This is a genomic window from Chondromyces crocatus (assembly GCF_001189295.1).
GTDB classification, from domain to species: domain Bacteria; phylum Myxococcota_A; class Polyangia; order Polyangiales; family Polyangiaceae; genus Chondromyces; species Chondromyces crocatus.
In genome coordinates this window covers 6,545,833-6,559,098 of sequence record NZ_CP012159.1, presented here as the reverse complement: position 1 = coordinate 6,559,098, position 13,266 = coordinate 6,545,833, and the positions used below count along the sequence as shown (strand labels likewise).

The following is a 13,266-nucleotide window of genomic DNA, read 5'->3' as shown; positions in this document are numbered from 1 at the left end:
GTGGACGCAATTCGTCGCGTCCGGAGCAGAATCGACCCCTCTGCCGGCTGCCTGCGAGGCGGGTCCCAGAGGGGCTGAGCGTGCGTTTTCCAGGGGGAATCGCGTGGTCTCTGGGTGTTCGACCGGTCGAAGGGGGTACTGCACGTGTGACCTGAGGGTGTTTGACCGGTCAAAGGGGGTGCTGCACGTGTGACCTGGGGGTGTTCGACCGGTCAAAGAGGGTGCTGCACGTGTGACCTGAGGGTGTTCGACCGGTCGAAGGGGGTGCTGCACGTGTGACCTGGGGGTGTTCGACCGGCCAAAGGGGGTGCTGCACGTGTGACCTGGGGGTGTTCGACCGGTCAAAGGGGCCTGGACACGGTGGGCTGGGCGAGGACCCGTCGGTGGACGGGTCGAGGGCGCCGAGGTGAGGTCGACGATGGACTGAGGTGGGGGAGCCCACCGCGGATCAGGCAGGCTGCGCTTCTCCGGGGGTCACCGTGGGCGCGTTGCGCTGCGCCTTGACCGCCGGCAACCGTATCCAGGCGAGGAGGGCGCCGAGCCAGCAGAGCGCCCCCGCGACGAGGAACGTGTTCGCCAGGCCCAGCGTCTTCGGGACGACGCCCGCCAGCGCCAGGGAACTCATCATCGCCGCCTCGGTGACGGTGCTGATGCTCCCGCCGACGCGACCGAGCTGATCGTTCGGCACCACGAGCTGCGTCAGCGTGCTGATGCCGGCCTGGATGGGCGCGACGAAGAGGCCGAGGCAGACGACCGACACGACGAGGCCCCAGTAGCTCGGCATGTGCCCGGCGATCGCCGTCGCGACGCCGCTGACGACGAGGCCCCAGAAGATGAGCCACTTCGGGGCGGCGCTGGAGAGCACGTTGCCCACGGCGACGCTCGCCAGCACCATGCCGGTGAAGAACGCCATGTCCACGATGCTGTTGCGGAAGGCGAGCTCGCTCTCCTGGACGAAGCCGTAGCGCGTCTTGAGCAGCACGAACCACAGCACCTGGAGGCCGCCGGCGGCGAAGAAGGAGATCGTGCAGACGATCGCCAGGGCGGAGATGGTGCGGTTCTGGGTGAGCGCTTTGAGGCCGACGAGCAGATCGTCGACGACGCGGCGCAGCGGGCCGCCCGCCGTGGCGAGCTTCGCGCGGTCGGTGCGCACGTCTCCGGCCGTCGACATGAGCCAGAGCGCCACGCCGGAAGCGAAGAACGAGAACGAGTCGAGGATGAACACCATCCAGAGCTTCTCGCTCGGCAGCATCTTGAAGACGGCGCCTGCCAGGGCAGGGCCGATGAAGTTCGCGGCCATCATCGAGACCTGCGAGATGGTGTTCGCTGGCATGAGCTGCTCCTGCGGGACGAGCAGGGGCAAGACGGCACCCTTGGCCGAGGTGAACAGGGTGCTGACCGTCGACATCAGGAACGCCAGCAGGTACACCGCGGTCAGGCTCTTCAACAGGAACGCCGGGATGAGCAGCAGCGTCATGCCCATGCGCAGCACGTCCGAGAAGAGCATCGCGCGGCGCCGCGGCCAGCGATCGGCGAACACGCCAGCGAGCGCACCGAACAGGAGGCGCGGGACGGCGGCGACGATCATCAGCGACGAGATCGCCAGGGCCAGATCGCCCTCGCCGTCGCCACGCAGCGTGGAGAAGCGGCTCACGACCAGCATCATCGCGGTATAGGCGAAATAATCGCCCGTCTGCGAAATGAGCTGACCCAGCCATAGAAGCCTGAAATCCCGGATGCGCAGGACGGCAATGAAATTGCCTTGCGAGCCGCCGGTGCGCTCGCCCCCGGCATTGCTGCTATCGGACGGGCTGTCCATCGGTCGGTCCCTCGGGGTGCCGTGAATGCGTCAGAATGGGGGGCCGAGGGTAATCTGCGGCCTCCGCACCGTCAACCGAGCGCGGAAATGCCTGGATTCCAGACCTCGCAGCGATCGGCGTGTGCTAGCGTCCGCCGCGATCATGAAGGTGCTGTTCACGACGCAGCCTGCGGCAGGTCACTTCAACCCCTTGGTGCCGTTCGCGCGCGCACTGGTCGAGGCGGGGCATCAGGTCGCCTTCGCCACCTCGCGGCCCTATTGCGCGACCATCGAGGCGGCAGGGTTCCAGGCGATTCCGGTGGGGATCGACTGGCTCGAGTCGGCGCCGGAGACATCGTTCCCCGAGTTCGAGGGGCTGAGCGTCGACGCGCAGACGGGCTATTTCCTCAACATCTTCTACAACGTCGGCCTGAAGGCGATGCTGCCGGATCTGGTGGCCGCCGGCAGGGCGTTCGCGCCCGACGTGATCGTGCGCGAGTACTGGGAGCCTGCGGGCTCGCTCGCGGCGGAGATCCTCGGCGTGCCGCTCGCCACGGCGGGCATCAGCTTGTTCTACCCGACCGACATGCTGCGCGACTTCGGCTTCAACCAGATGCTCGACGCGCTGCGGATCGAGCACGGGTTGCCGCCGGATCCGGGGATGATCCGGATGTACGGCGACCTCTACCTGCACATCCTGCCGACGGGCTACCAGCCGGAGAACATCCCGCTCCTGCCCATCAGCCAGCCGGTGCGCCCTTGCATCTTCGACAACATCGACGGCGCGAAGCTCCCCGCGTGGACCGAGCAGCTCGGGGACGTGCCGACGGTCTATGCCTCGCTCGGGACGGTGTTCAACAGCACGCCCGGCATCTTCGAGGCGCTGCTCGAAGGGCTGCGCGACGAGCCGATCCACCTGGTGCTGACCGTGGGGCGCAACCTCGACCCGGCGCGCTTCGGGCCGCAGCCCGCGAACGTGCACATCGAGCCCTACATCCCGCAGAGTTTGATGTTCGAGCGCTGCGATCTGGTGATCACCCACGGCGGCTACAACACGGTGATGGCCGCGCTGTCGATGGGCGTGCCGATGCTCTTCTTGCCCGTGGGCGGAGACGCGCCCTTCCAGGCGGGCTGCTGCGCCCAGCTCGGCGTGGCCACGTCGATCGTGCCGGCCGAACTCACCGCCGAGACCCTCCGCGCCCAGGTCCGCCAGATGCTCGCCGAGAAGGGCTACCGCGAGCGCGCCGCCGCCGTGAAGCAGGCCATCGCGGCGATGCCCGGGCCCGAGCATGTCGTCTCGTTGCTGGAAGGCCTCTCGCAGAAGGGCGTGGCGTGATGCACGGGTTTCCCCGGACGAAGGTGAGGCAGGCGGGACAGGTGCCGCCCGCGACGCAGGCAGGACGGGCATTGCATGCGATGCACGCGACGCACGCGACCCGCAAACCGCGCATCCTGCTCTTGCTCGCGGTCATGGGCCTGGCTTCGATCGGTGCAGGATGCGAGGACGGCAAGCCGGCGCAGGAGGCGCCTCCGGCTGCGAGCGGCGCTGCGGCCCCGCCCGCCGCGAGCGTGAGCGCGGGCGTGAGCGCGAGCGCGTCAGGCCTCTCTGCATCCGCGTCGGCCGCCGCGGCGGCGAAGGCGCCACTCGTCGAGCAATGGCAAGGGAAGTACGACGCGAAGAAGGGCGTCGTGACCTACCCCGCGAAGGTGAGCGACAAGGCCCGCCAGAAGGACGATGGCAAGGTCGCCGCAGGGCCGGGCACCATCACGCTGACCATCGAGCCGGGCGGCGAGGTGCGCGGGAAGGCGGAAGGCGCGCTGGGCGCGGCGACGATCACCGGCCGCTTCGACGACGGTGCTCTCCGTGCCTCGGTGAACCCCAACGACCCGACCGATCCCGCTGCGATGACCGGCATCTTGACCGGGCAGCGCGAGGGGGACGTGGTGCGCGCCATGCTGCGGGTCGCAGGCCCGGACGCACTCCTCGTGCGTGAGGCGGCGGTGGAGCTTCGCAAGGCGGAAGCGCCATAGCGAGGCCGGCGAGCATCGGCGGAGAGAGACGAGCGTCAGCGGGGGGTAGACGCGCCTCGGCAAGGCGGAAGCGCCGTCGTGAGGCCACAAGCGTCGGCTGAGGGAGACGAGCGTCAGCGGAGGGGGACGCGCGTCAAGGCTCGTCGCCGTCGACGGCCAGCGAGACGGGCAGCTCGCGGATGGACAGCCACTCCTCGTCGAAGAAGTCGGCGGTGTAGCGCGAACCGTGGTCGGGGAGGATGCCGACCACGTTCTGGTCGCTGCGGTAAGCGTGCCGCATGACGTTCTTCATGACCGTCACCACCGCGCCACCCGAGCCGCCCGCGAGGATGCCCTCGGTGCGCGCGAGATCGAGCGCTGCCTGGATGGACTCGGCCGCGCCGACGTAGTGCTGCTTGTCGAGGTACTTCGGCAAGGTGGGGTAGTCGTAATTCGCGGGCCGCTGGCTCGCGCCCATCCCATTGAGATAGCGCGGCTGGGGGATGCTGTTCGCGGGCAGCGCCAGCGATCCATGCTCGTCCACGGCCCAGATGTGCGTCTCGGGGTAATGGTCCTTGAAATAGCGCGCAATGCCCATCACCGTGCCGCCAGTGCCTGCGGCAATGACGATGGCGGCCACCTTGCCGTCGAGGGCGCGGGCGATCTCGGGGCCCGTGGTGCGGTAATGGGCCTCGGCGTTCCATTGGTTGTCGTACTGGTCGATGTAGATCGCGTCCGGGTACTTGTTGCGCAGCTCCTCGGCCTTCTTCAGGCGGGTGAGGTGATACCCGGCGTGCTGATCGCGCTCCACGACCTTGACGATCTTCGCGCCGTAGATGCGCAGAATCTTCTCATTGACCGGAGAGATCTTGGGGTCGACGATTGCGATGAGCCTGTAGCCCTTGTAGGCGCACATCATCGCCAGGCCGATGCCCATATTGCCGGACGTGGAAATGATCACCACGGCGCCGGGTTCGAGGCCGCGGGTGCGCTCCTCCGCGAGCAGCATTTCGCGCGCGGATCGGTCCTTGGAGCTGCCTCCGGGGTTCATCGCCTCGAACTTGACGAAACACTGGGGGCTCGGTGACGGAATGAATTTCGAGAGCCGAATGAGAGGCGTGTTACCAATGGCGTCGAGCACGCTGTCGCAGACGCGCAGCGCTGGATCCGCCGAGCGCGGTGCTGGATCCGCCGAGCGCGGCGCTGGATCCGCCGAGCGCGGCGCTGGTTCGGCCGCGCCGCGGAGTGACTGGGTACGCTCTCGCTGAATGTTTTCTTTCGGCGTCTCTTGCTCCACCCGCATGCTGTGTCCTCACCCTGGTGCGCGGCAGGAAGTCGAATCACCCGCGCAGGCCGTCGATTGGGGATCCGCCGCTTCGCCACGGGAGCGGCGCGATACAGAAAGACTTAACGGAACGCACATCCTGTGTCATCCCCTTTGGGGCCCGCGCTCCCGAAAAGGTTATGGTCGCGTGCGCACGTCGTGCGGAGCTTCACGCATGCGTCGCGATGTGTGTCTTCCGTGTGTCGATGCGCATGTTCGTCATGCGTCATGCGTCGACCGACGTGCGCGTCATGCGTCGACCGACGCGCGCGTCATGGCGTCGACGTGCGCGTCATGGCGTCGCGTCATGGCGTCGCGTATGGGGCATTTCGGGGCGGCGCTTGACGGGCCCAGCACGGCTGAGGTACGCGCTCACGGGATCGCGAACGCTGCCGCGTGGCCTCGGGTGACGCAGCACCTCGCGCAAATTCCCCTCATGATCGACGCCACGGAAGGAAACGAAGCGATGAGCGCGCGACACGTCCTCTCGATTGCCGAGCTGGGCCCCGACGTCCTGGCACGTCTGGTGGACCTTTCCACTGATATCGCCACGGGGAAGTGGGATGGAGGACAGCCGCTCGAGGGAAAGGTCGTCGGGATCTACTTCCGCAAATCGTCGACGCGGACGCGCACGGCGTTCACCGTCGGGGCGATGAAGCTGGGCGCGCACACGATTGCGTACGGTCCCAATGATCTGCAAATCGTCACGGGCGAGACGCTCGCCGATACGGGCCGGGTGCTGTCCAATTTCCTCGACATCCTCGTGGTGCGGACGAATGAATCCGTCGACGAGATGAAGGCGCTCGGGGCCCAGGGCGTGATGTCGGTGGTGAATGCGATGAGCGACAATGAGCACCCGACGCAGGTGATCGGCGACCTGAGCGCGATCAAGGAGGCGAAGGGGCGGCTCGACGGCATTCACATCCTCTACCTGGGCGAGGGGAACAACACGGCCTCGGCGCTCGCGCTGGCCGTGGGGCTCACGCCGGGGATGCGGCTGACGCTGGTGACGCCGCCGGGCTACGGGCTGGACGAGGAGACGGTGAAGCAGGCTCAGGCGCTCGCGGCGCAGCGCGGGGCCAGCGTCACCCAGCACCACCGGATGGACGACCTGCCGAAGGACGTCGACGTGGTCTACACGGCGCGCTGGTTGACGATGGGCGCGTCGAAGAAGGACACGGACTGGCTCGACAAGTTCAGGCCGTACACCATCACCGAGGAAGTGATGCGCCGCGTCTCTCGGCCCGAGGGGACGCTGTTCTTCCACGACCTGCCCGCAATGCGCGGCTACGAGGTGGTGGACGAGGTGCTCGACGGCCCGCAGAGCATTGCTTTCCGTCAGGCGTACCATAAGATGACGAGCGCGATGGCCGTGCTCCTGTGGTGCGCGCGGCAGGTGTAATCGACGAGGTCGAAAAATAGCCATGGGGATGTACGCCGGTCACTACGATTTCACGCATCCCCTGATCTGGACCGTCCCTGCGCTGTACACCGCGGCGGAATGCGCCGAGCTGCTCTCCGGGGTACCGGACGAGGCCTGGATCCCGAGCACGGTGAACAGCGCGTCGGGGCGGGTGGTGGACAAGCGGATCCGCAACAACCTGCTGGCCGTGCTGCGCAAGCCCGCGATCTCGGAGGAGCTGTACCGACGGGTCCTGCCGCACGTGCCACGGCAGATGAAGGCAGAAGTCCACGGGCGCTCCCTGGTGCCGATGGAGGTGGTCGGCGTGCACGTGCCGGCACGCATCTACCGCTACGACGTGGGCCAGCACTTCGGGCTGCACCAGGATCAGTCGTACTTCCGCGACGACGGCGCGAAGAGCCTGCTGACGCTGATGGTCTACCTGAACGAGGGGTTCGAGGGCGGGGCGACGACCTTCCCCGAGCAGCAGCGGACGATCGTCCCCCGGACGGGGACGGCGCTCCTGTTCCAGCACATGGTGCTCCACGCGGGGGAGTCCGTGACGCGAGGGACGAAGTACGTGCTCCGCTCGGATGTGCTGTACCGGCCGTCGAACTGACGACTTCCGCGCGACGCGCCGATGCGCCGACGTGTGCGCATCCACCTGATGCTTTCCGCGCCGATGCGTGCGCTTCGACCGCTCACGGCCGTCGAGGAGCGGGTCGCTGCGTGGCGCAGGGGATCCGAGGCTCCGGTGAGGGGGACGTCCGCAGGCCGGGCACCTCATGCGTGGGCAGGTCTCTGACCTGATCTCACAGCGTCACCGTGGGCTCGCGTCCTGGGTGCGCCCGGGTCGCTCGGGCGGGTCATGCGAGGCTTTGCGCGGGGCGAAAGGGCGTCTCGTGCCTTGCGGGCGAGGCTCCTGCCGTTCAAGCCAGGGGACCAACGAGGGGGGACACCATGGAGACGAGAGCGAGTCAGGAGCAGCCCCGCGCGCTGCGTGCCGTGACGGAGGATGTGTCGAGGCGTGACGCGCAGGGCGGTGAGTCGATCCCGGTGCTGAACGTGGGCGATCCGGAGTTCCTGGGAGGGGCGTACGAGGCGTACGAGGCGCTGCGGGAGAAGGGGCCGGTGGTGCGGGTGGCGATCCCGGTCAGCACGGGATCGGACGAGGAAGAGAACCCGGAGGGGCGCACGGCGTTCCAGGAGATCTACGGCAAGGAGGTGTTCTTCCTGAGCCGGTATGCGGAGGTGTTCGAGGCGCTGCGCGACGAGCGGTTCTCGTCGTGCCCGCACGCGCTGAAGTCGGCCGAGGAGCTGGCGGAGGAGCCGGTGGTCGCCGAGGAGCTGAAGCCGCTGCGGGACAGCTTGCTCACGACCGACGCGCCGGACCACACGCGGCTGCGGAAGCTGGTGCAGCCGAGCTTCACGGCGCAAGCGATGGAGGCGCTGCGCCCGCGGATCGTGCAGCTCGCACAGGGGCTCCTGGACCAGGCGGAGGCGGCGGCGGCGGCGCGCGGGGAGAAGGCGGGAGAGCGCCGGATGGATCTCGTCGAGGCGTTCGCGTACCCGCTGCCGGTGACGGTGATCAGCGAGCTGCTGGGGATCCCCGAGGCGGATCGGGATCGGGTGCGTCACTGGACGGAGGATCTGCTGATCAACCGGGGGAGCCGGGGGCTCGACAAGGCGGCGCTGGGGAAGCTCCAGGAGTTCTCGACGTACCTGCGCGCGCTCTTCGTCGAGCGGCGCGACCGGCCGGCGGAGGATCTGATCAGCCGCATGGTGCACGCGAAGGAGGAGGGGGATGCGCTCAGCGAGGACGAGCTTTTGTCGATGGTCTTCTTGATCTACGTGGCGGGGCACGTGACGACGGTGAACCTGATCGGGAACGGGGTGTTCGCGCTGCTGACGCACCCCGAGCAGCTCGAGCGGTTCAAGGCGTCGCCCTCGCTGTCGCGCGGCGTGGTGGAGGAGACGCTGCGGTTCTGGGGGCCGGTCGACACGGTGTCCGGGCGGATCGCGAAGGAGGACGTGGAGATCGCCGGGACGGTGATCCCGAAAGGGAGCCGGGTGATGTGCGGGCTCGCGGCGGCGAGCCACGACCCGGCGCGGTTCGATCACCCGGAGGCCTTCGACATCACGCGACCCGATGCAGGCCGGCACGTGGCGTTCGGCCGGGGAATCCACCTCTGCCTGGGGGCGCCACTGGCGCGGCTGGAGGGGCAGATCGCGTTCGAGGTGCTGTTCGATCGCTTTCCGTCGCTCCGGCTCTCGCGGCCGGCGGAGGAGATGAGCTGGGGTCACAAGGTGCTGCGCGGGTTCGACGAGATCCCCGTGCTGTTTTGAGCCGCAGGGCCGAGGCGGGGCCGTGCCGTCCGCGCGGCCGTGCCTTCGGTCTTGATCCGCCCACCGAGAAGGGCCTTTCATCTCGGCCATGGCCAGGCTCGTCGAGGCGCTTTCTCGGTTCTTCGGTCGTGTGGAGATCCTCGCTCTGGGGCTCGAAGAGGAGCGGCTGTCCGCGGAGGCGGCGCTGGCCAAGGGGGATCCGCTGGCAGCACGCGCCCACGCGCGGACGATCCTGGCGAGCTTGCCAGGGTCGGCGGTGGGGTTCGCGCTGTGGGCCGAGGCGGCCGAGGAGGCCTGGCTCGATCACGAGGCGGTGACGGCGCTGGGGGAGCTGTCGAAGAAGGTGCCGTGGCGCGCGGATGTGTGGCTGCGGCTGGGGCGCGCAGGGCTGCGCAACGGGTGGGCTGGCGCGCGGGACGCGCTGGAGCGGGCGGCGTCGGCGCCCGAGGAGCGGGAAGCAGGGCGGGAGGCGCTGCTGGAGCTGTGCGATCTGGATCTGGCAGGGGGCGATCCGGACCGGGCGCAGCGGTGGCTGGACCGGATCCCGAGCGGGCTGGGGGCGCCGGATCCCTCGGTGGCGCTGCGGCGGGCGGAGTGCGCGCTCGCACGCGGGGAGGTGGAGGCGGCGCGGGAGGCGGCGGGGTCGCTCGGTGACGCGGCGCCGGTGGACGGGCGCTCGGCGCTGGTGCGGGCGCAACTGGCGCTGATCGAGGGGAGGCCGGAGGAGGCGCTGGATCTGGGGCTGCGGGGGCTGTTGCTGGAGGCGCCTGGTGCGGCGGCGCTGTGCGCGGCGATGGTGTCGGCGTCGCGGGACGTGGTGGTGGTGGATCGGGCGCGGCAGGTGGTGCGGGCGCTCGGGGTGTTCGACGAGCCGGCGTGGGCGGCGGCGTTCGCGTCGGCGGAGGGGCGGCGCGAGGACGCGCGGAAGGCGCTGGCGCGAGGGCTCGCGGCAGGGGACCGGGCTGCCGCGGTGGCGCTCTTGCGGCTGTCGGTGGAGACGCGGGATCTGGACGCGTTGCAGCTGCTCGCGGCGCGGGATCGCGCGCTGCTCCCGGCGGAACTCTGGCAGATCGTGGAGGCGGTACGGCTGTCGGCGGCGGGGCAAGGAGAGCGCGCGCTGGACGCGCTCGACGCGGTGGTCGGGGAGAGCGCGGGGTGGGCCGACGAGCTCCGGTACGCGGTGGTGCGTGGGTGGATCCCGCTGGCGGAGCCCGGGGCCGACTTCGACGCGCTCTCGCCCGCTTCGTGGCCCGAGGTGCTGAGCGAGCTGCGGCGGACGGCGCGGGCGCTGGATCGGCTGGATCTGGTGGCGGCGATCGAGGCGCTGGCCGTGGAGCGGGAGCGCCCGCTGCGCGTCGCGGTGGTGGGAGAGTTCAACGCGGGGAAGAGCACGTTCATCAACGCGCTGCTCGGGGAGGACGTGGCGCCGACGGGGGTCTTGCCGACGACGGCGACGATGCACTGGGTGGCGTGGGCGCCGGATCCGTTCGCGCGCGTGGTGGCGCGGGGGGCGCACGAGCGGGTGGTGCCGCACGGGCAGCTGAAGGTGACGCTGCGGGCGCTGGAGGCGGAGGGGGCGGCGCCGGAGCGGGTGTTCATCTACGCGCCGATCGAGCGGCTGAAGCGGGTGGAGATCCTGGACACGCCGGGGTTCAACGCGCCGGATCCGGATCACGCGGCACGGGCGCGGCAGGCGTTCGACGAGGCGCATGTGGCGGTGTGGTTGCTGGATGCGACGTCGCCGATGAAGGAGTCGGAGCGGAAGGTGCTGGCCGACCTGCAGGCGCTGGGGGTGCCGACGCAGATCCTGGCGAACAAGGCGGATCGGCTGCGGGAAGGGGGGCTCGCGGAGGTGCTGGAGCACGTGCGGCAAGGGCTCGCCGATACGCGGCTGGTGTCGCTGTCGGCGCCGATCGCGTTCTCGGCGAAGCTGTCCTTGAAGGGGCGGATGGGCGACGAGGCGGCGCTCGTGGAGAGCGGGTGGGCCGCGGTGGAGGCGCTGTTCAGCGAGCACATCGTGGATCACAGCGAGGCGCTGCGGGAGCGGGGGCTGCGGCGGAAGGCGTCGCAGATCGCGACGGAGCTGGAGGCGCTTTCGTCGACGCGGGCGGCCGAAGATCGCGAGGCGGCGCGGCGGGCGCGGGCGCGGGCGGAGGGGCTGCGCGCGGCCGGGGTGGCGCTGCGGCGGGAGCGGCGGGCGCTGGCGGGGACGATCGAGCAGGCGGTGAGCGGGGCGCGGCGGCAGCTCGCGCTGGATCTGCGGCCGATCGCGGAGCTGCCCGAGGAGCGGAAGCACCGGGATCCGGGGATGCGGGCGTACGCGCAGGAGCGGTTCATCGCGCGGCTGTCCGGGCCGCTGTCGGTGGAGATCGCGAAGGTGGCGCAGCCGTTCATGCCCGAGGGCGTGACGGTGGAGGGGCGCGCGGAGGCGCGGGCACGGGCCCAGGTGCGGGCGGTGCTGATGGGGGTGGTGTCGGTGCACCCGGCGCCGGCGGAGCTTTCGGATCAGTCGCTGGAGGGGGTGGTGGAGGCGGCGGTGGACGCGTTCGCGCTGGCGCTGCTCTCGGAGGCGGAGGAGGTGGTGCCGTCGCCGCCGAGCGCTGCGCTGGAGCTGCGTGCGCAAGCGGTGAAGGCGGCGCTCGGGGAAGGGGCCGAGGAGAAGGTGCGGTTCTCGAGCTGAAAGGGGCGCGCTCGGGCGTCAGCGGGTCATCAGGAAGAACGCGAGGAGGCCGAGGGCGACGCCGATGAGCAGGGCGAGGGGGACGACAAGGCGCGCGGCGAGGGTGCTCGAGACGTGCTTCGGTGGTGGGGGGCGGGTCGTGGGGTGGGCGCGCTGGAGAGGGGCCTGGAGCTCGGGGCGTGGTGGTGGATCGGAGGCGGGGAGCGCGCGCACGGGAGCGAGCTGAGGACGCTCGAGGGCGGGAGGCTCGGGGGAAGGCGCGGGCGCAGGAGGAGGGGGAGTCGACTGTGCAGAGGGGGTCGTGCGCGTGCGTTCGAGGGGAGGCGCCGCGCGGGAGCGCTCGGGGGAAGGGGCCGAACGAGAGCGCTCGGGGGAAGGGGCGAGGCGGGAACGCTCGGTGCGAAGGGGCGCGGCGCGGAGGTGACCTAGGGCTTCCTCGGCCATCGACTGCGGGATGAGGCGGGTGCGCAGGGAGGGTTCGCCGTCCTCCAGATCGAGGGCGGCGTCGATCTCGCTGGCGGTGATGATCACCCGCATGCGGTCGGGGGTGATGGACGTCCCGTCGGCATCGGCGACGAAGTGCTTCGGGAGCCACGGCGCGGCCGCGGGGGGGGTGCTCTCCGAGCGCTCACGGCGCTCGCCGACCTCCACACGGCGCTCGCCGACCTCCACGCGCTCGCTGAGGGGGGAGCGGACCATGGCGCGCTGGCGGTTGCGGATGGAGATGGGCAGGGTGTCGGCGTCGAGGACGGCGATGGAGGCCAGGCCGCTGTGCGGCTCGGTGGCCAGATCGGGCAGGGTGTTCGTGAGCTCTTCGCGAAGCTCGCGCGCGGACTGGTGGCGCTGCGAGGGCCACATGGAGAGCGCAGTCAGGATGGTCGCTTCGAGCGCAGGGTGGATGCGCGGGGCGTAGGTGCTCGGCGCGGGTGGGGGGCGGCGGAGGCGCTCCATGGCGATGTCCCAGGGAGAGCCGACGGCGGGGAAGGGGAGGCGCCCGGTGACGAGGAGGTAGAGCAGGATGCCGCAGGTGTAGAGATCGCTGCGGCCGTCGACGGCTTCGCCCCGGCATTGCTCGGGGGACATGTACGCGGGGGTGCCCACGGTGAGGCCGACGCGGGTGAGCGTCACGGTGCCGACGCTGGAAGGCGGGGCGTCGCCCGGGTTCGTGGGGGCAGCGTCGGTCTCGACGAGCTTGGCGATGCCGAAGTCGAGCACCTTGACCTGTTCCGCACCGGCGGCCAGCGGGCTCGGGACGATCATGATGTTCTCTGGCTTGAGATCGCGATGGACGATGCCTCGGCCATGGGCGGCCTCGAGGGCGCGACAGATGCTGATGAGGATCTGCGCGGCGCGGCGCTCGGAGAGGCGCTGCTCGCGGGCGAGGAGGTCGAAGAGGTCCTCGCCCGAGAGGCGCTCCATGGCGATGTAGGGCAGGCGGCCGTCGACGCCGTAATCGAGGATCTTGACGGTGTTCGGGTGATCCAGGCGGGACGCGGCCTTGGCCTCGCGGCGGAACCGGCCGACGAAGGTGGCGTCCCCGAGCATCTCGGGGCGCATGATCTTGAGCGCGACCTCGCGGGGCTCGCTGTCCTGCTCGCCGAGGTACACGGCCGCCATGGCGCCCTCGCCGATGACGCCGGTGATCTTGAAGCGGCCAGCGACCGTCTGACCGATGAGCTGGGAGACGGCGGTCATGTCCAAGATCA

Annotated in this window: 9 protein-coding genes; 6 read left to right on the top strand and 3 right to left on the bottom strand. The window is 70.1% G+C overall.

The window, feature by feature from the left end:
* Positions 1 to 448: 448 nt before the first annotated feature.
* Positions 449 to 1,819 (bottom strand): MFS transporter, encoded by a 1,371-nt coding sequence (locus CMC5_RS23905; RefSeq protein WP_050432590.1) that lies wholly within the window; start codon positions 1,817 to 1,819, stop codon positions 449 to 451.
* A 142-nt stretch (positions 1,820 to 1,961) separates the two neighbouring features.
* On the opposite strand from CMC5_RS23905, the gene CMC5_RS23900 reads away from it, so the two are divergent.
* Positions 1,962 to 3,134: a glycosyltransferase gene (locus CMC5_RS23900; RefSeq protein ID WP_050432589.1), complete on the top strand. Its 1,173-nt coding sequence runs from the start codon at positions 1,962 to 1,964 to the stop codon at positions 3,132 to 3,134.
* A gap of 80 nt (positions 3,135 to 3,214) precedes the next feature.
* A complete protein-coding gene (locus tag CMC5_RS23895; protein WP_156338834.1) occupies positions 3,215 to 3,829 on the top strand; it encodes a hypothetical protein in 615 nt (204 codons plus the stop codon).
* 133 nt (positions 3,830 to 3,962) lie between these two features.
* On the opposite strand, the gene CMC5_RS23890 is transcribed toward CMC5_RS23895, so the two are convergent.
* Positions 3,963 to 5,111, bottom strand: a complete 1,149-nt coding sequence (locus CMC5_RS23890) for a PLP-dependent cysteine synthase family protein (protein ID WP_082362733.1) — start codon at positions 5,109 to 5,111, stop codon at positions 3,963 to 3,965.
* A 487-nt stretch (positions 5,112 to 5,598) separates the two neighbouring features.
* Between CMC5_RS23890 and CMC5_RS23885 the strand changes: the two genes are divergently transcribed.
* From CMC5_RS23885 to CMC5_RS48640, 4 genes are all read left to right on the top strand, one after another.
* Positions 5,599 to 6,534: an ornithine carbamoyltransferase gene (locus CMC5_RS23885; protein WP_050436090.1), complete on the top strand. Its 936-nt coding sequence runs from the start codon at positions 5,599 to 5,601 to the stop codon at positions 6,532 to 6,534.
* Between the two features lie 22 nt (positions 6,535 to 6,556).
* On the top strand, positions 6,557 to 7,153 hold the full coding sequence (locus CMC5_RS23880; protein WP_050432587.1) for a 2OG-Fe(II) oxygenase: 597 nt from the start codon (positions 6,557 to 6,559) through the stop codon (positions 7,151 to 7,153).
* Positions 7,154 to 7,494: 341 nt separating this feature from the next.
* Positions 7,495 to 8,880 (top strand): cytochrome P450 family protein, encoded by a 1,386-nt coding sequence (locus CMC5_RS23875; protein WP_082362732.1) that lies wholly within the window; start codon positions 7,495 to 7,497, stop codon positions 8,878 to 8,880.
* A gap of 88 nt (positions 8,881 to 8,968) precedes the next feature.
* Positions 8,969 to 11,560 carry a dynamin family protein gene (locus CMC5_RS48640; RefSeq protein WP_050432586.1) on the top strand — a complete coding sequence of 864 codons (2,592 nt, stop codon included), beginning with the start codon at positions 8,969 to 8,971 and terminating at the stop codon, positions 11,558 to 11,560.
* 18 nt (positions 11,561 to 11,578) lie between these two features.
* Here the strand turns inward: CMC5_RS48640 and CMC5_RS23865 are convergent, their stop codons facing one another.
* Positions 11,579 to 13,255: a protein kinase domain-containing protein gene (locus CMC5_RS23865; RefSeq protein ID WP_050432585.1), complete on the bottom strand. Its 1,677-nt coding sequence runs from the start codon at positions 13,253 to 13,255 to the stop codon at positions 11,579 to 11,581.
* Between the last annotated feature and the right edge of the window lie 11 nt (positions 13,256 to 13,266).

Coding starts and splice junctions, on each gene's coding strand:
- CMC5_RS23880 (WP_050432587.1), top strand. CDS start 6,557: ATGGGGATGTACGCCGGTCACTACGATTTCACGCATCCCCTGATCTGG.
- CMC5_RS23890 (WP_082362733.1), bottom strand. CDS start 5,111: ATGCGGGTGGAGCAAGAGACGCCGAAAGAAAACATTCAGCGAGAGCGT.
- CMC5_RS23905 (WP_050432590.1), bottom strand. CDS start 1,819: ATGGACAGCCCGTCCGATAGCAGCAATGCCGGGGGCGAGCGCACCGGC.
- CMC5_RS23900 (WP_050432589.1), top strand. CDS start 1,962: ATGAAGGTGCTGTTCACGACGCAGCCTGCGGCAGGTCACTTCAACCCC.
- CMC5_RS23885 (WP_050436090.1), top strand. CDS start 5,599: ATGAGCGCGCGACACGTCCTCTCGATTGCCGAGCTGGGCCCCGACGTC.
- CMC5_RS23895 (WP_156338834.1), top strand. CDS start 3,215: ATGCACGCGACGCACGCGACCCGCAAACCGCGCATCCTGCTCTTGCTC.
- CMC5_RS23875 (WP_082362732.1), top strand. CDS start 7,495: ATGGAGACGAGAGCGAGTCAGGAGCAGCCCCGCGCGCTGCGTGCCGTG.
- CMC5_RS48640 (WP_050432586.1), top strand. CDS start 8,969: ATGGCCAGGCTCGTCGAGGCGCTTTCTCGGTTCTTCGGTCGTGTGGAG.
- CMC5_RS23865 (WP_050432585.1), bottom strand. CDS start 13,255: ATGACCGCCGTCTCCCAGCTCATCGGTCAGACGGTCGCTGGCCGCTTC.